The sequence below is a fragment of the Flagellimonas yonaguniensis genome (assembly GCF_029193885.1).
GTDB lineage: Bacteria > Bacteroidota > Bacteroidia > Flavobacteriales > Flavobacteriaceae > Flagellimonas > Flagellimonas yonaguniensis.
Window position 1 is genome coordinate 78,224 of sequence record NZ_JARFVB010000001.1, and the last position, 20,980, is coordinate 99,203.

Genomic DNA, 20,980 nt, shown 5'->3' on the forward strand with positions numbered 1-20,980 from the left:
AACTGCCTGATTTTAACGCTCCCCCTCTTGGGCTCGAACCAAGGACCCTCTGATTAACAGTCAGATGCTCTAACCAACTGAGCTAAGGAGGAATATTTTACCTTAAGCGGGTGCAAATATAATGGATTCTTTTTTACACCACAAACAAAAAAATTGCTTTTCTATTTAAAAAGCCATTTATATAAATCATTACCGTTGGCAAACAGCAATAAAGCTATCAAAATAAAGAAGCCGATCATTTGGGCGTACTCCAAAAACTTGTCGCTCGGTTTGCGTCCCGTAACCATTTCGTACAGCAGGAACATGACGTGTCCTCCATCCAAAGCTGGTATGGGTAAAATGTTCATAAAGGCCAAAATAATGGATATAAACGCAGTAGTGGCCCAAAACGCAGGCCAGTTCCATGTATCGGGGAACATACCTCCAATAGCGGCAAAACCACCCACTTCCTTATAGGCACCCGTATCTGGGTTAAAGATCTTCTTCATCCCCCTAATGTAGTCCGAAAGCGTCTTTACCCCTTTGTTCCATCCAGCGGGAATTGATTCCCAAAAGCTGTATTTTAACGTTTTTTGCTCAAAATAGCCAGCTTCTTTGAGTTCTTCTGGGCTCATCCCCAAAGCAACACCCAATGCAGCCTCTTCCGACACATTTAAAGTTAAATCAATTAATTTACCGTTGCGCTCTACCTTTACAGGCACCGTACCACCTTTATTGGCTTCTAAAATCGGAATCACCTGATCTTTGTATTCTACTGGCTTACCCGCCATTTCAACAACTGCATCGCCTTTTTCAAGACCACTATCTATATTCGGAGATTTTTTGGGAACTGCGCTAATCACAAATGGAACCCTATAGTAAATAAAGCGCGCCTTTTCCTTATCCTTGGACAAAGTTTCTATAAAATCGACCGGAATTGTTTTTTCAATAACCTGTCCGTTTCTTTCAATTGTGTACCTTTCTCCGTAAATCATTTCGGGAAGCACCTGCTGCAAAGCCTCCACCTTTTTACCATCTACCGACAAAATTTTGTCTCCGGTCCGTACCCCCAATTCATCCCCCAAACTTTTCTCTGTTACCCAAATTCCATCTTTTAGGCTATCGTTGGCAATATATTCTTCACCATAGGTAAAAACCAACCCAATGAAAATGACCACGGCCAAAATAAAGTTGACGGTCACCCCCCCGAGCATTATGATCAAACGTTGCCAAGCCGGCTTGCTCCGAAACTCCCATGGTTTTGGTTCCTCCTTCATCTGCTCCTTATCCATGCTCTCATCAATCATTCCGGATATTTTCACATATCCGCCCAAAGGCAACCAACCAATGCCATAAACAGTCTCCCCGATCTTCTTTTTGAAGAGGGAAAATTTCACATCAAAAAACAGATAAAACTTCTCCACCCTGGTTTTAAAAATCTTCGCAGGGATAAAGTGTCCCAACTCATGAAGCACGATGAGGAGCGATAAGCTCAGAAAGAATTGTATGGTCTTTATTACTATAGGGGTCATCCGTTATCTTTTGTTAAAACGCACAAAAGTAACCTTTTAGGAAATGATAAAAAAACCACAATTTTAATCCCCTTATGATTTAAGAAAGATTTAGCAAGAATAAACCGCTTTATCCTTGAGGAATAACCATTTGGAACGTAATTTTGTAACCATGGCATCATTCTTTGCAAAATACAAACTGTTCGGAATTGTAATGTTGGCACTTTCGGCGGTCATCGTTTACCTGTTTTACAATGCATTGCAACCCAAAAAAATGCTTCCGGTCTACCAGCCATCCATGGTGGACAAATCTTTAGTGGACAGCACACTGCACTACACCAAGAAATACCACAAAGTGGCCGATTTTGCATTAGTGAACCAAAATGGGGATACCATTACCCAAGAAAATTACAAGGACAAGATTTATGTGGCCGATTTCTTTTTTACCACCTGCCTTACCATTTGCCCGATCATGACCAAGAACATGGGCGAGATACAAGAAGCCATTAAGGACGACCCGAATATCATGCTGCTTTCCCATTCGGTCACGCCTCAAATAGATACCGTGGCCCAATTAAAAAGATATGCCTTGGAAAAAGGCGTTATAGACAGCAAATGGAATTTAGTGACCGGGGATAAAAAACAGATCTATGAGCTGGCCAGAAAATCCTATCTGGCCGTTAAGAATGATGGAGACGGAGGTCCTTTTGACATGATCCATACCGAAAACTTCATACTGGTGGACAAGGAAAAACGGATTAGAGGTTTTTATGATGGCACCAATCGTGAAGATATAGACAAGCTTTTGGCGGACATCAAAATACTTGAAGCCAGTTACCAAGAGTAACTGCTTGTACCTTTTACCATGATTACGCCTTGTAGTTTCCCTTTTTTACTTATTTTTGCTCTTACTTAAATTTATTCTAAATAAGAACAGTGGCGACCGTTGCAGATTTACGATATGGACAAAAAGGGATTATAAAGGATTTTACCGAACACATCCTTCCCATCAAATTATTGGAGCTGGGGTGTCTTCCCGGCAATAGTGTGGAGCTTTTGCAAATCGCACCCTTGAACGACCCCATATACATCAACCTCAGTGGAAGTCATTTGGCAATAAGAAGGTCTTTGGCAGAACTCATAGAGCTTGAAATTATTGAAGAAACGCAGGCCAAATGAGCAAAAACATCAATGTAGCCCTAATCGGGAACCCCAATACAGGAAAAACCTCGGTTTTCAACCAACTTACCGGACTCAAGCAAAAAGTCGGGAACTATCCCGGAATCACTGTCGAGAAAAAAGAAGGTGTCTGCAAGCTCCCAAGGGGAGTAAAAGCCCATATCCTTGACCTTCCTGGGACCTACAGTTTAAATACCACCTCTTTGGACGAAAGCCTGGTAGTGGAATTGTTGCTCAACAAAAACGATAAGGACTATCCCGATGTGGCCGTAGTGATCAGTGATGTGGAAAACCTGAAAAGGAACCTTCTCCTATTTACTCAGATCAAAGACCTAAAGATTCCTACCATCTTGGTAGTGAACATGGCCGATAGAATGGACCGTAAAGGGATTTCACTGGATGTGGAGGCCATGGAAAAAAAGTTTGACACCAAAATTGCCCTGGTCAGTACACGGAAAAATACGGGTATCGAACGCATCAAAGAACTGATTGCCGACTACAAAAGTATTTCTTCCAGGCCCATCTTGGACCCGACCAGAATTTCCCCTGAATATTTTGACCGCCTTAAAAAGACATTCCCTCAGGAAGACCTCTACAAATTATGGTTGGTCATCACGCAAGACGTGAACTTTATGCCCATCGAGAAAAAACGCATTCAGGATGCCACCGATTTTTCCACCAAGTCCAAGGACGACCTCAAAAAATTACAACATAAAGAAACCGTACTGAGATATCAGCTCATCAACAATATCCTAAAAGAAACCTATAAGGTTGATTTTATGGCCGCCAAAGGTCTACGAGCTTCACTCGACAAGATTCTTACTCACAAAATCTTTGGTTACCTTATCTTCTTTGCCATATTGCTATTGATTTTTCAGGCCATTTTCGATTGGAGTGGCTATCCCATGGATTTTATCGATGAGCAATTTGCCATGGCAGCGGAATGGATCAAAAATACATTGCCGCCCGGGGTTTTTACGGACTTACTTGCGGAAGGCATCATTGCCGGTATCGGTGGGATCGTCATTTTTATTCCTCAGATTGCCTTTTTGTTCCTGTTTATTTCCCTATTGGAAGAATCAGGATATATGAGTCGCGTGGTCTTCTTAATGGACCGCCTTATGCGCCCTTTTGGATTGAGCGGAAAAAGTGTTGTCCCATTGATTTCCGGAAACGCTTGTGCCATTCCTGCTATTATGGCCACACGTACCATTGAAAACTGGAAGGAAAGGCTCATTACCATTTTGGTAACACCGTTCACCACTTGTTCTGCGAGATTGCCAGTCTATCTCATTTTGATTGCATTGGTGATTCCCGAAGGAACTGTTTTGGGACTTAGCTACCAAGCTTTGACCTTGATGCTCTTGTACCTTATCGGATTTGGAATGGCACTACTCTCGGCCATGGTATTGAACAAGATTCTTAAAATAAAGAGCCGCTCCATTTTTATGGTAGAAATGCCCACCTATCGCCTACCATTGTTGAAAAACGTTGTTTATACGGTCATCGAAAAGACTAAAAGTTTTGTTCTAGGTGCCGGTAAGATCATTTTGGCCATTTCCATTGTATTGTGGTTCTTGGGATCCAACGGGTATTCCGAAGACTTTCAGGATGCCGACCGTATTGTAACCGAGCGTATCGAAAATGAAGGACTGAGCATCTACAGTAAAAACTATATCCAAAACAATGTAGCATCCTACCGAGAATCTGTGGAAGCCGAAGGTATGTCTCCAAGTGCTCTCCAAGATTCCATTCAAGTGTTGACTACAGAACTTTCAGAGCGAGCCGTTGCCCAGGAAATCGCCAGTTACAAATTGAAACACTCCTACATTGGGCAAGCTGGAAAGGCCTTTGAACCCATTGTAAAACCATTGGGCTACGATTGGAAAATTGGAATTGCGGTATTGACCTCCTTTGCCGCCCGTGAAGTCTTTGTAGGAACCTTGGCCACCATATACAGTGTGGGCAGTGACGAAGAGGAAACAATCAAGAACCGAATGGCGGCAGAACTAGATGATTCTGGCAAACCTTTGTTCAATTTGGCCTCTGGTATTTCTTTGATGTTGTTTTATGCATTTGCCATGCAATGTATGAGTACCCTCGCCATTGTAAAAAGAGAGACCAACTCTTGGAAATGGCCCATGATTCAATTGGGCTTTATGAGTGTTTTTGCGTATATTATTGCTTTGATAGCCTACCAAATCCTAATTTAATCCAAAAATGATTCAACAACTTTTGGCATACGGAACATTGATTATCGCTGCAGGCTATTTGGTGTGGAAATTCTTGCTGCCCAAATCGTTCTTCAAAGGGAACGACAACTCCAATTCCTGCGGGAGTGACAATTGCGGTTGTAGTTAAAACATCCTAATCTGAACGCCAGGTCGAGTCCAATCAAGATCTTGCCTTTTCATTCTGTTAACCTCTTGACTGCGCTCGAGGTGACATCCCCGTATTTTTTTGTCAATTCGAGTAATCTTTATGAGTGGAACGAAAAAAGATCGTATCGAGAATCACATACCACCATGAGCTTGTTCTCGATACTTTTTCATAGAAAAAACTCAAACTGACGCTTCTTTTGGTTACCTATCCTAAATTTTTTTCTGTTATTGGTGTAACCTTTCCTAATTTCCTGACTATATAAGTTAAACACCAACTAAAAAACAGCATTTGGAAACGCTTTCAGATGAAATGATCATGCAAAAAGTATCCGAGGGAAACCTGGATTTGCTCAAGGAACTTTTTGACCGACACCACAAGCACGTATATAATTTTCTATACAAAATGTCGGGCGATCAAATGTTGGCCGAAGATCTTACACAAGATGTTTTTTACAAACTGATTAAGTATCGGAACTCATACAACAATGGGGTCTTCTTGTCGTGGATGTTTACAATAGCTCGCAATAGCCTTAAAACGCACTACACAAGAAACCATAAATCCCATGACGATATGGAAGTTTTGGCATATAAAGCCGTGGAGGAGGAAAACGATGTGAGCGAGAACAACGCCCACCTACAATATGCCCTGAGCCAACTTGATCCGTATGATAGGGAACTCGTGATATTGAACCGATATAAGGAAATCAAGTACGATGACCTGGCAGAAATCATGGGGAGTACCCCTGGAGCCGTAAAAACCAGAGTGTGCAGGATTTTAAAAAAATTGAAGAATATCTATTTAGAAAGTATATAGCCATGGAAAAGAATCATGTTTTTGACCAAATACCGGACTATCTGGATGGCAATTTGAGCAAGTCGGACAGAGCCGCATTCGAAAAACACGTAGAACAATGTACCGATTGTCAAAAGGAATTGGAAGAGATGAAAACCTTTTTCAATGTATTTGAAGAAGAAGTTCCAACACCCTCGAACAGGCTTAAAACCAAGTTTGAAGCGGCCCTAGAACAAGAAAAGAACAATCAAGGCAAGGTGGTTCAAATGGAATCAAAACCTTCTGCCAATTGGACGAGCAATGTGCTAAAAATCGCAGCAAGCATTGCACTTTTGGTTGCAGCTTTCCAGATGGGAAGTCTTTTTCAACAGCGAAAAGCGAACGAGGACATTGCACAGCTTCAGGACGAGACCAATCAGATGAAGCAAACGGCCATGCTATCGTTGATGGAGAACCAATCGGCGAGCAAACGTATTCAAGGAGTAAATTATATTGAAGAGTTTGAGCAGCCCGATGCCGCCATTATCCAAGCACTTGCCAACCGATTGCTCTATGATGAAAATGACAATGTTCGGATGACCGCCTTTGAGGCATTGGCCAAGTTCACTTCCTCCGAAACAGTAAAAAACACTTATATAGAAGCCTTGGAACAAGAAAAAAACCCAAGTATCCAAGTGGCCATTATTCAAGCCTTGGTACAGATCCAAGAGAAGAAAGCCGCCGAACCCATGAAAAAATTATTGGAAAAAGAAGATACTCAACCCTTTATCAAAGATCAAATCAGGGCAGTATTGCCAAGTATAACATAAACATCAAAAAAGCGAAAATCATGAGAAAATTCACATTTATTCTAATGGCTCTATTTGTAGCCACCATTGCCAAAGCACAAAACGATTACACCAAATCCCTAAATGGAATCCAATGGGTAAAAATCGAATCCAAAACAGACATTGTGATAAAAACACATAGCTCCAATGAACTGTTGATCAAATCGGGCCCAGAAATAAAAACACCAGAACGTGCCAAAGGACTAAAATTGGTCGGCGAAGGTGGTACGGACAATACCAACGTTGGTTTTTCCGTAGTACAGGATGGCAACACTTTGATTGTATACAATTTAAGAAAAAGCAAAGGTGCTGAAATCCATCTCCCCGCTTCACAAAATATTGCGGTAAAAAGCACATGGAACGGTGATATAGAAATCGATGGATTTTCTGGCGAAATTGAGGCAGATGCCCAACTTAACGGTGGCATAAAAATACACAATGTAAACGGACCTGTTACGGCCAATTCGTTGAATGGTCAACTGGAAGTAGTGTTCGGAAAAGTGAAACAAGATTCCCCTATCTCCCTTTATTCCACCAATGGAGCGGTGGATGTAAGCCTACCCTCGAACACACCGGCCAATCTAGCTTTGAGCACACTCAATGGCAATGTGTACACCGACTTTGAGGTAAAAGCCGAGGACAAGGATGGATTAAAATCTGTATTGGGAAGGAACATTAAAGCCTCCATCAACGGAGGTGGCGTAAAAATCTCCATGAAATCCACCAACGGAAATATGTATCTCAGAAAAAAATAAATTACGCTGTCACATCGAGCGCAGTCGAGATGTTTTTTACCCATCCTTCGACTACGCTCAGGATGACAAAACATCAATTAAATATTAAAATCAAAAATCGAATAATCATGAAAAAATTCATCATTACCGCATTCGTAGGGTTGGCCACGTTGAGCTTGAGTGCACAGAAAATCATTGAAAAGAACTTTAACTATTCCGGGCAATCCATTGACCTGGAAGTAAAATTCGCCAAGGATATCGAGATTAAGACTTGGGATAAATCCACGGTTTATTTCAAGGCAGATATTGAAATCAAAAACGGGAAATTCATTGAGCTTTACGAGCTCGACATTAATGAAAGTTCATCAGTCATTAATATCTCGGAGGATGCTATACCAGTTTTCAAGGCATTTCAAGATGAATGGGATAAAACCCATCCAAATTCAAAGAACCAGGGATTTATGGAAAATGACACCTACGAATTTAACTATGTACTTTATGTTCCCAAAGGAGCCACGTTCAAAGTGAGCAGCATTAACGGTGACCTTTCATCGGACATCATCGAAGGGGATTTTACCGCTGAGTTGATCAATGGGGATATTGACATCGCAAAATATAATGGGGACATGGATCTACAAACCATCAATGGGGAAATAGATTTGGTAATGAAGAATTCCAGATTGATCGCTGAGACCATCCATGGCAATATTTACGCAGATGAAAATATGGAACTGACCGTATCCGATCGTTATGTTGGACAAAAGGTCGAAGGAAGGTTCGACAATGCAGCCCACCGCCTAAAATTGAATACCATAAACGGCAATATGTACCTGCGCCTTTAGATCAAATTGGAAACAAGGGAATAGAGCAATAGGGCCCAACCCGCTACCAAAAGTAGTCCCCCAAGTGGGGTAACAGGGCCCAAAAACCTAGGTTTACTGTCTTTCGCCGCCCCCAAACAAAGGGCATAAATACTAAAGGAAAACAATAGGGTTCCAAAGATAAAGCAGTTGACTATCCAAGAATCCAGCGGTTGATCAAAACTTAGATTAAACCCCAAGACCAAAAGCACGATAGCGTGATACATTTGATATTTGACCCCTGTCTCAAAACTTTGCAGTAGTTCGGGGGTCAATTTCTTTTTTAGCGCATGGGCACCAAATGCTCCAAAAATCACAGCTAAAAGTCCGTATAGTGCGCCCATCAACTGGGCCATAAAAATTGTTTCCATACTACTACAGATCAATGTGTATTTCGTGGTCCGTGCTCATTGTAAAGGTACATTCCCTGAACTTGGGCGGACCAAAAGTCTTCATCTTGCCCTTGGAAAAGGCTACTTTCTCTTTCGGAATTCCCAACCAATTGGTATCCAACTTGCCATTATCATTTTCATCATGGAACACGGCCAGGGCATATTCCCCTGCCGGAAGGTCTGGTATACTCAAAACAACACTTCCTTCGTTCGCCGCAACACTATCCGTTTTCAACACATGGTCAAAAGACAAAAAAGATTCGTCCGAATCATAAACCGCAACATTCACTTTTCCATTTGTGGATTGTACATTGTTTACTTGAATGGACAATGTGTTTTGAGAAAAGCCAAAAGTGGGCAACAGCAGTAAATAATAAAATCCTTTCATACTCATTGGACTCCTTTGGCAGTTTCCTTCTGATTCATCAACTCGGTCTGCAAAATTGCGAATAATTCCTCGGTTTTGAGGCTGTCCCGAAGGTTTACATACATTTTAAGGGAATCGTGGTGCACCACTTTTATTTTTTGTTGATAGAGGTCGTCCACAAAAACGTACACTTTGGCATTGGTAATGGAATCGTTGAAAACCCCTTTTTCCTTTTCCATCCAAGAAAATCCGCTGGAACGTTCCATTTCGGGCAGTTTTTCCACAAAAAGTACACTGTCCAGTTCGGACAATGGTATTTTTTGATAGTATATCCCCGAGAAGATTTTCAAGTTTCCTTCCTCTATCTTGTGCCAATTTTTATAATGTTCCACAAAGGTAAGAACACACAATACCAAGGTCAGGACAATCAAAACATTCCACAACCAATGTCTTTTTCTTTTGCTCATTTTCTATTATTCAGGTAATATTTGGCATGATTTAAAGGTAGTGCAATTCATTTTAAGGGTCAAGAACATACAATCCTAGTATATTTGAGGCATTAAGAATTATTCTATGGATTTTACCAATAAAAATGTATTGGTCACAGGTGCCTCACGCGGCATTGGGAAAGCTACGGCGCTTGCCTTTGCAAAAAAAGGGGCCAAAGTGGGGTTGAATTATCGAAGTAACGAGGAAGTGGCCCATAACACCTTGGCAGAAATGCCCGGGGAAGGACATTGCCTTTTTAAAAGGGATATTTCCCAAAAGGCAGAAACCGAAGCCTTGATCAATGATTTTGTGAAGGAATTCGGTCAGCTTGATGTATTGGTCAACAATGCGGGGATTTCCATTTTCCATGAAATTGACAAGGTGGATTTTGACCATTGGACCGACGCTTGGGAAAAAACCTTTGAGACCAATCTGTTTGCCGCAGCCAATCTCTGCTATTGGGGCGCAAAAGCCATGATGAAAACCGGAGGCGGTCATATCGTAAACGTATCCTCTCGTGGTGCTTTTCGAGGAGAGCCCACCAAACCAGCATACGGGGCCAGCAAAGCTGCCTTGAACTCCATGAGTCAATCCCTTGCCAAAAAACTCGCGCCACACAACATTTATGTTAGTGTGGTCGCCCCCGGATTTACCGAAACCGAAATGGCCAAAGAAACCCTGACCCCCGCAGAACGCGAGAATCTGCTCCGCGAATCCCCGTTCAAGCGAATGGCCCAACCTGAAGAAGTCGCCCATGCTATTTTGTTCTTGGCATCTTCTGAAGCTGCCTATGCTTCAGGAACCATAATCGATGTGAACGGAGCCTCATATTTAAGAAGTTGATTTATGAAAGCCGCTAACGTTGCACAACTCAAAAAAGAACTCCAGTTCAAATCGCAAGACGAATTGATGCAGTTTTGCCTGCGTTTGGCCAGATTCAAAAAAGAGAACAAAGAACTCCTTACCTATTTGCTCTTTGAATCCGACAGTGAGGAAGGCTACATCGACACCGTAAAGGAAGAGATTGATGCCATGTTCGAAGACATCAATGTCAATAGTTATTTCTACATCAAAAAAAGTGTTCGGAAAATACTTCGAACCATCAAAAAATATATTCGCTATTCGGGCAACAAAGCTACCGAGGTGGAACTGCTGCTCTATTTTTGTGAGAAGTTAAAATCCTTTCGCCCTTCCATCAAAAGAAATGTTACCCTCATAAATCTATACAACCGGCAATTGGATTACATCAAAAAGAAAATTCCATTGCTCCATGAAGATCTGCAACACGATTATAGTATGATTCTGGAGGAATTGGACCAATGAACATTTTCAACAAGAAGCCTTTTTTTCATCGTCAAAGCAACAATGCATTAAGAATCAGACTCATTCTAAATTAGTTGTCAGCTATTTACCCGACGATGTTTAATTCGTAATTTTATCATCGTCGGGATGAATAAGATAGTTTCCATAGGGATTTCCCTTATCATTTTGCTGCAAGGAGCCAATATCCACTTTAATGATTTGGTAGAGCTTGGGCAATTGATAGAGCATTACCAATTCCACAGCGAGGAATATGGTGATGGCTTTATGGTTTTTGTTTCCAAACACTACGGGGAACTCAAAGCTTCACACAGCGAAAAACACCAAGAAGAACAGAAAGAACACGAGAAACTACCTTTTCAGCATCAGACCCAATGTGCACAGCTTCTGGTTTTTGTGCTTAACACAGATAGTTTTATCAACTCACGTTCCGAAATACCTGTAGCTACCAAAGATAATTTTCACTACGAAATGTCTTACTCGCATATTTGGGGAGATGATCCTTTTCAACCACCAAAACATGCGTAATTCATAGTATTTCAGCTTTGCTGAACACTTCATCAAGCCTTATTCCATTTAATAATGCTATTATTTTCTATGAATCATGTTTTCAAAAATCATCAACTTTAGTATAAGGAACAAGTTCATTGTTCTTCTCTTTACAGCAACTATAGCCGTAGTGGGTCTATACTCACTATCACAAATACCCATTGGGGCGGTACCCGATGTAACCAACAACCAAGTACAGGTGTTGACCACTTCCAATAGCTTGTCAACTCAAGACATGGAAAAGTTTGTCACTTATCCTGTGGAACTTGAAATGGCCAACCTTCCCGGGGTCAAGGAAATCCGGTCGGTGTCCAAGTTTGGGCTATCAGTGGTAACCATCGTCTTCGAGGACGATATGGGCACCTTTCTGCCCCGGCAGCTTATCGCTGAAAAAATAAAATCAGCATCAAGCCGGATACCTGAAGGATTCGGAAGCCCGGAAATGGGACCCATAACCACAGGTTTGGGTGAGATTTATCAATACATTCTCGATGTTGAACCCGAATACAAGGATCAATACACCTCCACGGAGCTCAGAACCATCCAGGATTGGATTGTGAAGCGTCAACTTTCGGGAATACCTGGCGTAGTGGAAGTGAACACATGGGGTGGCTACCTTAAACAATACGAGGTAGCCATCCAGACCCAAAAACTGAACGCCTTTAACATTACCGCAAAAGAAGTTTTTACCGCACTGGAGAACAACAACAGCGTAACTGGGGGTGGATATATCGAAAAAGTAAACCAAGCTTACTTTGTAAGGGGCGAAGGTTTGGTAGGTAGCTTAAAGGACATCGAAAACATCGTTGTGACCAACCGAAACGGCATTCCTATCTATATTAAAGATGTGGCGAAAGTCGGTTTTGGCAGTGCGCCTCGTTTTGGAGCCATAACAGGTAATGGAGAGGGAGAAAAAGTGCTCGGCCAGATCATGATGCTCAAGGATGCCGACTCCAAAAGGGTAATCGATGCTGTCAAGAAACGAGTTGCTGCCATCTCGAAATCCCTGCCAGAAGGAGTTTACATCAACCCATTCCTAGATCGAAGCGAACTCATTGGAAGAACCACCTTTACTGTTACCGAAAATCTGGTTTTGGGTTGCCTGATCGTGATTTTCGTGGTGGTATTGTTGCTTGGAAACTGGCGATCAGGTCTTGTGGTGGCATCGGTTATTCCGCTATGTTTGTTGTTTGCCCTTACCTTGATGAACATTTTTGGAGTCGATGCCAACTTGTTGAGCCTGGGTGCGATTGACTTCGGGATTATTATAGATGGTGCGGTCATCATTGTGGAATATATTGCTTTCCAGATTACCCAAAAGCAAGCGGAAATTGCCACTTTGGGCAAAAATGAAACCCAGTCCATTAAAGATAAAATAACCGTTGAAGGAGCCACTAAAATGATGAACTCCGCAGTATTCGGACAGCTCATCATTTTGATTGTTTTCATTCCGATTCTATCGCTTAGCGGTGTGGAAGGCAAAATGTTCAAACCAATGGCACTGACATTCAGTTTTGCCTTGTTGGGTGCGGTTCTGCTATGCTTTACTTATGTTCCTGTGGCTTCATCACTATTTTTAAAGCCCACCAAAGAATCGTCCAAGAATATTTCCACCCGTTTGGTCAACTGGATCAACAAACAGTATGAGCCGGTCATCGAATGGGCCATGAGAAGTAAAAAATTGGTGCTTTCCATCGCTGCTGCATTATTGGTCGGCGCTGTCTTATTGTTCTCTTCCATGGGAGGGGAATTTGTGCCCACCTTGGATGAGGGAGACTTTGTGATTCAGCCCGTGCTGAAAACAGGGACCTCTTTGGCGAAAACCGTGGAAACCACCACAAAAATCGAACAGATATTGTTGGGCCAATTCCCAGAGGTAAAACAGGTGGTAAGCCGTATCGGCGCCGCCGAAGTGCCCACGGACCCCATGTCGATGGAAGAAAGCGATGTGATTATTACTTTAAAACCAAAAGATGAATGGGTCTCCGCTAAAACCAAGGACGAACTGGCCGATATGTTCAAAGAAGCCTTGTCCGTGATTCCGGGTATGGAGGTGGAATTTACCCAACCCATTGAAATGCGTTTCAATGAATTGATCACGGGTGTACGGGCCGATATTGCCATCAAAATTTTTGGGGAGAACCTAGAAATACTGAACAGAAAGGCCAATGAGATCAAAGACCTTATCCAAGATGTGGAAGGCGCATCCGATATCACGGTCGAAAAAGTGGAAGGCCTGCCACAGATGAACGTATCCTATGATCGGGCCAAAATTGCCCGTCACGGACTCAATATTGCCGACCTCAATGAAATGATTTCCATGGGGTTTGCTGGCAAGGTCATAGGAAGTGTATTCGAAGGCGAAAGACAGTTTGATCTTGCCGTTCGATTGGATTCTGAGAATCGGCAGGATATTTCCAACTTGAAAAACCTCTATGTTGATATTCCCAACGGTGGAAAAATTCCCATGAGCGAGTTGGCCGATATTACCTATCAAAAAGGGGCGGCAAAAATCTCCCGTGACGATACCCAAAGACGTATCGTAGTGGGGATCAATGTGAGGAACCGTGACCTGCAATCCGTTGTGGACGATGTGCAATTACTGATTGATCAAAATATTACATTGCCTCCGGGCTATCTAATTACTTATGGTGGTCAATTCGAGAACCTCCAAAATGCAAAAGCAAGATTGATGATAGCAGTGCCCATTGCGTTGTTACTCATCTTCATCATGCTCTATTTTGCGTTCGGCTCGGTAAAGGAAGCTTTGCTTATTTTCTCCGCCATTCCACTTTCAGCAGTGGGCGGCGTACTCTTGCTTTGGCTAAGGGATATGCCCTTTAGTATCTCGGCCGGGATCGGGTTTATCGCCCTGTTCGGTATTGCTGTGCTGAACGGGATTGTATTGATCGAGCACTTCAAAGAACTCAAGGGAAAAGATTTTGATTCCATGGAAGACCTCATCAAACAGGGAACCAAGGACAGGCTACGTGCTGTATTGTTGACTGCTTCCGCTGCTGCTCTAGGTTTCTTGCCGATGGCAGTATCCACCAATGCCGGTGCCGAAGTGCAACGACCCCTTGCTACCGTGGTCATCGGTGGATTGGTAACGGCAACCATGTTGACCTTGGTGGTTTTGCCTGTTTTATATGCTTATGCGAACAACATAAAATTCCAAGGAATGGGAAAAAGAAGAAAAGAGCGGAAAATGAACAAGAATACACTAACTCTGCTATTGCTTTTAGCGACTACTTCGGGATTCGCTCAGACCAAATTGGACCTTGAAGATTTGATGACCCTGTCATTGGAGAACAATAAAGGTATCCAAGCAGGTTCGTTGATGGTAGATCGAGCGGAAACCCTCAAGGGAACTGCCTTTGAATTTGATAAAACCGCCATTTACTACCAGTATGACGAAAACAACTTGGCATTGAACGGAGAGCCCCTCAAGGTTTTTGGGGCGCAGCAACAGTTTGAATTCCCTACGGTCTACGGTGCCAAGAACAGACTTCAAGAATCAAATTATGAGCTACAGAAATCTTCGTATGAGATACAAAAAAAGCAACTGTACCAATCACTGAGCAATGCGTACTATCAATACCAGACATTGAACCAAAAAGCAATGCTTTATGGTACACTCGATAGTATTTACAGTAAATTCGCCCATGCGGCCAATAGGCGCTTTGAACTGGGTGAGACCAATTATCTGGAAAAGGTGACCGCAACAGCGAAGCAGCGTCAGATTGCGAACACCTACTCGAAGGTAAAGCAACAAATGTTGACCACCTACGGCCAAATAGTGAGCTTGGTGCAAAGCGAGGACACTTTGGAAATCGTTGATGAAAAACCAGAAAAGTTGAGGGTACTGAATTCCCAAGGGATGTTGCCAACGGAAACCTCCTTTTTGGACAACCGCCAAAAGTTGAGCAATGCCCAAAAGAGCTTGGAACAAAACAGGTTGTTACCGGACCTCAACCTGGAATATTTTCAAGGGACCAACAGTGGGCTTGGAACATCTTTGTACGGCATTCAATTGGGTGTTCGCATCCCGATTTTCTTCTTTGGACACAGTAGTAAAGTAAAGTCATCCAAAATACAGACCAAGATCACGGAGATGGAGAACACCGAAATCACCGTGGCCATGAACCAGCGCTATAAAACCCTATTGGGGCAACTGGAGCAACAGGCCAAGGAACTCTCCTACTACGAAGACGAGGGCGGTCTTTTATCCGATCAAATTTTGAAAGCGGCCTCTGGTAACTTTCAAAACGGGGAAATCGACTTTTTCCAATACATACAAAGTTTGGAAAACGCCTACGATATCCAACTCAATTATTTGGATGTGCTCAACCAATACAATCAAACCGTAATCGCCATTAATTACTTGACAATAACATTATAACAATGAAACATATATTTCAAATAGCCGCTGTATTCCTTCTTTTGATGGGCTGCGGCAATAAGAACAACAAAGCATCCACCTCCGAAGGACAAGCAGGAGCATCGGGAATCATGGTTACACAAGATCAATTTGACACCAACGACCTTATGATCAGTACCATGGAAAAAAGAACATTTCCAAAAATGGTGGAGATCTCCGGAATGATTGACGTTCCACCAGAAAACCGAGCTAGCATAACAGCGTTTATGGGCGGTTTTGTAAAACAGACCTTGTTGCTTGTCGGTGATCAAGTAAAAAAGGGACAACTATTGGTGGTATTGGAAAACCAGGAGTTTGTACAAATGCAACAGGATTATCTCGAGGTATTCAATCAGTTGGATTTTCTTAAAGCAGAGTTTGAAAGAAACCAGACTCTTTTCGAGGAAAAAATCGCATCGCAAAAAAACTACCTTCAAGCCAAGAGCAATTATGAAACGGCCAAGGCCCGCTATCTAGGTCTTAAAGAACAATTGCAAATGCTGAATATTTCGCCCAGTAAGGTAGAGCAAGGTAATATTTCATCGCAAGCCGCCATTTTTGCTCCAATTTCTGGAAGCATCACAAAAATGAACGTGGCCAAGGGTAGTTATGTCTCCCCTGCTACCGAAATTCTGGAGATCGTGAACAATGACCACGTTCATTTGGAACTCACGGTTTTTGAAAAGGATATTTTAAAAGTGAAGAAAGGACAAAAAATCCGGTTCAGAATCCCAGAAGCATCCGAGGAAGCATTTGAGGCAGAAGTGCATTTGGTAGGTACCTCCATTGACGATGCTAAACGAACAATTAAGGTTCATGGACACTTGGCCCACGAAGAGGAGGGCGACTTTCTTCCAGGAATGTTCATCGATGCGATGATCATGACCGACACCACCAAAACCTGGTCATTGCCAGAAGAAGCGGTAATCGAATCAGAGGGCAACTATTATGTACTTAAATTGATCGAGCAAAAAGACGGTGGCTATACCTTTGAAAGGGTTGCTGTAAAACAAGGCGGCACCTTTGAGGGTTATACCAAAATCATATCAACCGGACTGAACGAAACGGACCAATTCTTGACCAAGGGTGTCTTTGACCTAATCGGAGGATAAAAGACATTGCCTAAAAAAACAAACTGTAAACCCTAAAACAATGGGGATATAACGTGTTGAACAATTTTGAGGTGTCCGGGCCCAACCAAGGGATTCGTGACTTCTTTGGGTTACGTTATGCGGTTTTTTTAGGATGGAGCAAGATTGTTTATCTTAGGCAAATAAGGTAATTCATTTTTATCCAAATGGAAAATATCATAACCTACTTAAAGCCTGTTTCAATTTTAAAAAAAATATTTGGCACTATAATCTTTCTGTTTGCATTTTACACCATTGTATATCAAAGCATGCTGTTTGGCTTTTTCATGATTTCTTTTGCTGTCTATTTGATTTCATCAGAAGGGACACAAATAAACCTGGATAATCGTACCTACCGGAACATATGGTCAATTTTCGCAATTCATTTTGGCAAGTGGAAGCCTATTCCTGAATTCGAATACATCTCTGTTTTTAAAGGAAAGCAGAAACAACGTGTTAACTCCTTGGGAGCCTCAACTACTTTCACAGATGTTGTGTTTCTTATCAATCTATTTTATGATAGAAATAAGCACATCACATTTTATCGAACTTTTGAAAAGGAAAATGCCCTTAAAGTAGCTCAGCATTTTAAGCTTGCATTAGGAATTGATATTCTTGATGCAACTGAAAGACAACAAAAATGGTTGGATTAACCTTTTTGATTTTCAAATTCTCCTGAGAAGCATTTTCTTTATCACTATCCCCTATCTTTGATTCTATGCCCAAGTACGATTACATCATTATAGGAGCGGGAGCTGCCGGACTTTTGTTGGCCCAGGCCTTGGGTAAAGACAAGTTCTTTGCCTCCAAATCCATTTTGGTATTGGATAAGGACGACAAATCCAAAAACGACCGTACTTGGTGTTTTTGGGAACGTGGCAAGGGCGAATTCGATGATCTGATCCATAAAACCTGGGGGCATATTTATGTGGGTGGGCAACAGCTTCAAAAATCGACTTCCATTGCACCGTACACCTACAAAATGCTCCGCGGTATTGACTTTTACAACAACTTTTTACCAAAGGTAAAATCCTATCCCAACATTACTTGGGTGCAGGAAGAAGTGCTAACTATTAAAGAGCAAGAAAATGAGATCTTGGTGACCACTCCCTCCCAAAAATTTACCGGACAAACGGTATTTTCCAGCCTCTACAACTCTTCCGTCCCTATAAAACAAAATAGGTTCCCTGTCTTGCAACAACACTTTGTAGGTTGGCAAATAAAAACTGAACAGTCGGTATTTAATTCAAAAGAAGCCACTTTTATGGATTTCTCCGTACCCCAAAAAGGTAATACGCGCTTTATGTACGTGCTCCCTTTTTCAGCTAACGAAGCCTTGGTGGAATACACCTTGTTCTCTGGGCATCTTTTGGAAAAAGGCGAATATGAGGATGCCATCAAAACATACCTAACAACAAACTTTGGCGATACACCGTATACCATTGAAGAAACCGAATTTGGCAGCATTCCAATGACCTGTTATCCCTTTCATCAACATAATACCAATCGGATTTTTCACATTGGTATTGCAGGTGGATGGGCCAAACCAAGTACGGGTTATACGTTTTACAACACAAGTCATCAAGTACCCAAATTGGTGGAACATATAAAAGCAAACAAACCCTTGTCCGAGTTTCACCAAAAGCGTCGGTTTTTGTTTTACGATATGCTATTGCTGGATATTCTCTACGAGAGCAATCACTTGGGACACGAGATTTTTGAGTCGATGTTCAAAAGAAGAAAGGCTTCGCTGATCTTAAAATTCCTCGAGAACGAGACCAATTTGTGGGAAGAACTGAAAATAGTAACGGCCCCCAAGCCCATGCCTTTTATCAGAGCCTTGTTTAAACGGATGTTCTAAACGGTCCGCTCCATCAAACTTTCGCCAAATTGCTTTAGCAATGCTTTGTTTTTATCCGGCAGTCCAGTTTCCGCCAAAGCATCGAATGCCTTTTGGGTAAACCTTTTTATGGCATTTTTGGTTTCCTCCACTGCCCCACTTTCCTTAAAAATGGTTTTTACAGCAGCCACCTTTACCGTGGAGTCTTCGGGTTTGATGGAATAGAGGTGCAATAGACCATCTTGATCTTCCTTGGAAGCTTTTTCCAAGGATTTCAGGTACAAATATGTCTTCTTATTCTCCATAATATCCCCCCCTACCTGCTTGCCAAAGGTTTTGGGGTCTCCAAAGGCATCCAAATAGTCATCTTGCAGCTGAAAGGCAATACCCAGATTACGGCCAAATTCGTAAATGGCATCCGCATCTTTTTGGGATGCATTCGCCACAATGGCTCCCATCTTCATGGCGGCGGCGACCAAGACGGACGTTTTATACTCGATCATTTTCAGATATTCGGGAATCGCTACATCGTCACGGGTCTCAAAATCAACATCATACTGTTGGCCTTCACATACCTCAAGGGCCGTTTTGCTGAACAACTTGGTTAACTCGAAATATATTTCAGGCGGATAACTTTCGAAAAACTGATACGACAAAATCAACATCGCATCCCCGGAAAGGATTCCAGTGTTCACATCCCACTTTTCGTGCACAGTGGTTTTTCCCCTGCGCAATGGGGCATCATCCATGATATCATCGTGTACCAACGAAAAGTTGTGGAACATTTCCACGGCCAATGCAGCATCCAGAGCGTCTTTGGCTTTCCCTCCGAAGGCTTCGGCCGTCATTAAAGTGAGTATGGGCCGCATTCTTTTGCCTCCCAATCCCAAGATATACTGCACGGGCTCATACAGATTCTTAGGTTCCCCTAATTTGGTTCGTCCATGGAGATACGTAACAAACTGCTCTCTATACTGACTAATGATATCGATATATGACATGGAACCAAAAATACATTCAAATATTGAATTTGAGATGAAGGCCCTCGCTTAAAAACTCGGATACTTTGTATCCAAATCCTGAAAATCGGATTCTTTTGAAAAAAATTTCAGAATAACTGCAATAGAATATTTTTTCTTCGTCTCTATAAGTGAAAAGCAACCTGATCCAACTAAATGGCAGCCAAAACCGATAACCGTAACAACCTGGCCGACTTCTTTAATGAGGAGTATGGATCGCTGCGCTCCTATGTGCAGTCCAAGATCAGGGATACATCGGAGCGTGATGCTGAGGACATTGTGCAGGATGTTGCATTACGGATGTTTTCACGATCGGATGATGCCCTGCCCATAACCAACGTGGGCGGATTTGTGTACAATGCCATTCGGAACAGGATCATAGACATTATGCGGGGCAAAAAAGAAAGGAAATTGCCCAGTGACGATATCGATCAACAATGGCAGGAGTTTGCCGAGTTCTTTTATGGCGATGCTGACAACAGTTATTCCCCAGAAATGGAGCAAGCCCTTAAAAAGTCGGTTGAAGACCTAAAACCTGCTTATCGCGATATCATTATTGCGATAGATTTTGAAGGATACAATTATAAACAAATAGCAAAAAGAACCGGAATACCGGCAGGAACCCTGATGTCCAGGAGACACCGGGCCATGTCGGAACTATCAAAAACATTGGAGAATATAAAAGCACTGAATTATGGAACATAAAAAAGAATTTGAGAAAGCCGTAGAAAAAAAGGTGGAGAACACCGTGAAAAAAGCAATCAAGGTCATTGCCATGGTCATACTGGGGATTCTGGTATTCCTGTTGGCCAATTATCTATTGATGCGACTGTGGAATTGGCTCATGCCAGACCTTTTTGGCGTGGGAACGGTTACCTACTGGCAAGCATTGGGCATTTTTGTCTTAGCCAAACTATTGTTCGGCTTTGGTGGCGGAGGTGGGAAAAGCAAAGGAGGCTCCAGTCACAAAAAGAAAATTAAATCGTCCCATAAGTGTACGCCCTGGAGAAGGGATTTTGATGAATGGAAACACTACGACCAATTTTGGAAAGAGGAAGGCGAAGAAGCCTTTAAAGCATATGTGGAAAAAATCAAAAACGACCATCATGATACATCAGAAGAAAAATAAAACACGGAAAAAGTACTTACTTCAATTCAGTCCCTTTTTATGGCGGTTGGGAAATATGGAT

Annotated in this window: 22 protein-coding genes and 1 tRNA gene; 17 read left to right on the plus strand and 6 right to left on the minus strand. The window is 42.2% G+C overall.

Annotated elements, in window-relative coordinates; genetic code table 11:
* Positions 1–18 precede the first annotated feature (18 nt).
* Together PY092_RS00305 and rseP are read right to left on the minus strand one after the other, a co-directional pair.
* Positions 19–92: transfer RNA gene (locus tag PY092_RS00305), tRNA-Asn, on the minus strand.
* Between the two features lie 69 nt (positions 93–161).
* Positions 162–1,511 carry an RIP metalloprotease RseP gene (rseP, locus tag PY092_RS00310; RefSeq protein WP_275613864.1) on the minus strand — a complete coding sequence of 450 codons (1,350 nt, stop codon included), beginning with the start codon at positions 1,509–1,511 and terminating at the stop codon, positions 162–164.
* 151 nt (positions 1,512–1,662) lie between these two features.
* On the opposite strand from rseP, the gene PY092_RS00315 reads away from it, so the two are divergent.
* The 8 genes from PY092_RS00315 (at position 1,663) to PY092_RS00350 (ending at position 8,246) form a co-directional block, all read left to right on the plus strand.
* Positions 1,663–2,337, plus strand: a complete 675-nt coding sequence (locus tag PY092_RS00315; protein WP_275614622.1) for an SCO family protein — start codon at positions 1,663–1,665, stop codon at positions 2,335–2,337.
* Positions 2,338–2,426: 89 nt separating this feature from the next.
* On the plus strand, positions 2,427–2,669 hold the full coding sequence (locus PY092_RS00320) for a FeoA family protein (protein WP_127136243.1): 243 nt from the start codon (positions 2,427–2,429) through the stop codon (positions 2,667–2,669).
* The gene (gene feoB, locus PY092_RS00325) at positions 2,666–4,882 is read left to right on the plus strand and encodes a ferrous iron transport protein B (protein WP_275613865.1); all 2,217 of its coding nucleotides are present in this window, start codon (positions 2,666–2,668) and stop codon (positions 4,880–4,882) included. The genes PY092_RS00320 and feoB overlap by 4 nt, the downstream gene beginning before the upstream one ends.
* 7 nt (positions 4,883–4,889) lie before the next feature.
* The gene (locus PY092_RS00330) at positions 4,890–5,030 is read left to right on the plus strand and encodes a hypothetical protein (protein ID WP_275613866.1); all 141 of its coding nucleotides are present in this window, start codon (positions 4,890–4,892) and stop codon (positions 5,028–5,030) included.
* 309 nt (positions 5,031–5,339) lie between these two features.
* On the plus strand, positions 5,340–5,864 hold the full coding sequence (locus tag PY092_RS00335; RefSeq protein WP_275613867.1) for an RNA polymerase sigma factor: 525 nt from the start codon (positions 5,340–5,342) through the stop codon (positions 5,862–5,864).
* 2 nt (positions 5,865–5,866) lie between these two features.
* Positions 5,867–6,652 carry a HEAT repeat domain-containing protein gene (locus PY092_RS00340; protein ID WP_275613868.1) on the plus strand — a complete coding sequence of 262 codons (786 nt, stop codon included), beginning with the start codon at positions 5,867–5,869 and terminating at the stop codon, positions 6,650–6,652.
* 20 nt (positions 6,653–6,672) lie between these two features.
* Entirely contained in the window at positions 6,673–7,425 is a 753-nt protein-coding gene (locus PY092_RS00345; protein WP_275613869.1) for a DUF4097 family beta strand repeat-containing protein, read from the plus strand.
* 107 nt (positions 7,426–7,532) lie between these two features.
* Positions 7,533–8,246: a DUF4097 family beta strand repeat-containing protein gene (locus PY092_RS00350; protein ID WP_275613870.1), complete on the plus strand. Its 714-nt coding sequence runs from the start codon at positions 7,533–7,535 to the stop codon at positions 8,244–8,246.
* On the opposite strand, the gene PY092_RS00355 is transcribed toward PY092_RS00350, so the two are convergent.
* The 3 genes from PY092_RS00355 to PY092_RS00365 are packed head-to-tail and all read right to left on the minus strand — an operon-like array spanning position 8,243 to position 9,490.
* Positions 8,243–8,635 carry a DUF423 domain-containing protein gene (locus PY092_RS00355; RefSeq protein ID WP_275613871.1) on the minus strand — a complete coding sequence of 131 codons (393 nt, stop codon included), beginning with the start codon at positions 8,633–8,635 and terminating at the stop codon, positions 8,243–8,245. The genes PY092_RS00350 and PY092_RS00355 overlap by 4 nt on opposite strands.
* A gap of 4 nt (positions 8,636–8,639) precedes the next feature.
* The gene (locus PY092_RS00360) at positions 8,640–9,044 is read right to left on the minus strand and encodes a DUF2141 domain-containing protein (protein ID WP_275613872.1); all 405 of its coding nucleotides are present in this window, start codon (positions 9,042–9,044) and stop codon (positions 8,640–8,642) included.
* 2 nt (positions 9,045–9,046) lie between these two features.
* Positions 9,047–9,490 (minus strand): hypothetical protein, encoded by a 444-nt coding sequence (locus PY092_RS00365; protein WP_275613873.1) that lies wholly within the window; start codon positions 9,488–9,490, stop codon positions 9,047–9,049.
* 106 nt (positions 9,491–9,596) lie between these two features.
* Here PY092_RS00365 and PY092_RS00370 point away from each other — a divergent pair, with 106 nt between their 5' ends.
* From PY092_RS00370 to PY092_RS00400, 7 genes are all read left to right on the plus strand, one after another.
* A complete protein-coding gene (locus PY092_RS00370; RefSeq protein ID WP_275613874.1) occupies positions 9,597–10,355 on the plus strand; it encodes an SDR family NAD(P)-dependent oxidoreductase in 759 nt (252 codons plus the stop codon).
* 3 nt (positions 10,356–10,358) lie between these two features.
* Positions 10,359–10,835: a hypothetical protein gene (locus PY092_RS00375; protein ID WP_275613875.1), complete on the plus strand. Its 477-nt coding sequence runs from the start codon at positions 10,359–10,361 to the stop codon at positions 10,833–10,835.
* A gap of 126 nt (positions 10,836–10,961) precedes the next feature.
* Complete coding sequence (locus PY092_RS00380) at positions 10,962–11,360, plus strand: hypothetical protein (RefSeq protein WP_275613876.1); 399 nt, start codon at positions 10,962–10,964, stop codon at positions 11,358–11,360.
* Positions 11,361–11,436: 76 nt separating this feature from the next.
* Positions 11,437–15,783: a CusA/CzcA family heavy metal efflux RND transporter gene (locus tag PY092_RS00385; RefSeq protein WP_275613877.1), complete on the plus strand. Its 4,347-nt coding sequence runs from the start codon at positions 11,437–11,439 to the stop codon at positions 15,781–15,783.
* Positions 15,784–15,785: 2 nt separating this feature from the next.
* Positions 15,786–16,913 (plus strand): efflux RND transporter periplasmic adaptor subunit, encoded by a 1,128-nt coding sequence (locus tag PY092_RS00390; protein WP_275613878.1) that lies wholly within the window; start codon positions 15,786–15,788, stop codon positions 16,911–16,913.
* 185 nt (positions 16,914–17,098) lie between these two features.
* The gene (locus PY092_RS00395; protein ID WP_275613879.1) at positions 17,099–17,584 is read left to right on the plus strand and encodes a hypothetical protein; all 486 of its coding nucleotides are present in this window, start codon (positions 17,099–17,101) and stop codon (positions 17,582–17,584) included.
* 65 nt (positions 17,585–17,649) lie between these two features.
* The gene (locus PY092_RS00400) at positions 17,650–18,792 is read left to right on the plus strand and encodes a lycopene cyclase family protein (protein ID WP_275613880.1); all 1,143 of its coding nucleotides are present in this window, start codon (positions 17,650–17,652) and stop codon (positions 18,790–18,792) included.
* On the opposite strand, the gene PY092_RS00405 is transcribed toward PY092_RS00400, so the two are convergent.
* A complete protein-coding gene (locus PY092_RS00405; RefSeq protein ID WP_275613881.1) occupies positions 18,789–19,772 on the minus strand; it encodes a polyprenyl synthetase family protein in 984 nt (327 codons plus the stop codon). The two genes, PY092_RS00400 and PY092_RS00405, sit on opposite strands and share 4 nt — an antisense overlap.
* Before the next feature lie 174 nt (positions 19,773–19,946).
* Here PY092_RS00405 and PY092_RS00410 point away from each other — a divergent pair, with 174 nt between their 5' ends.
* On the plus strand, positions 19,947–20,495 hold the full coding sequence (locus tag PY092_RS00410; RefSeq protein ID WP_275613882.1) for an RNA polymerase sigma factor: 549 nt from the start codon (positions 19,947–19,949) through the stop codon (positions 20,493–20,495).
* The gene (locus tag PY092_RS00415) at positions 20,485–20,919 is read left to right on the plus strand and encodes a hypothetical protein (RefSeq protein ID WP_275613883.1); all 435 of its coding nucleotides are present in this window, start codon (positions 20,485–20,487) and stop codon (positions 20,917–20,919) included. The genes PY092_RS00410 and PY092_RS00415 overlap by 11 nt, the downstream gene beginning before the upstream one ends.
* The last annotated feature ends 61 nt before the right edge of the window (positions 20,920–20,980 follow it).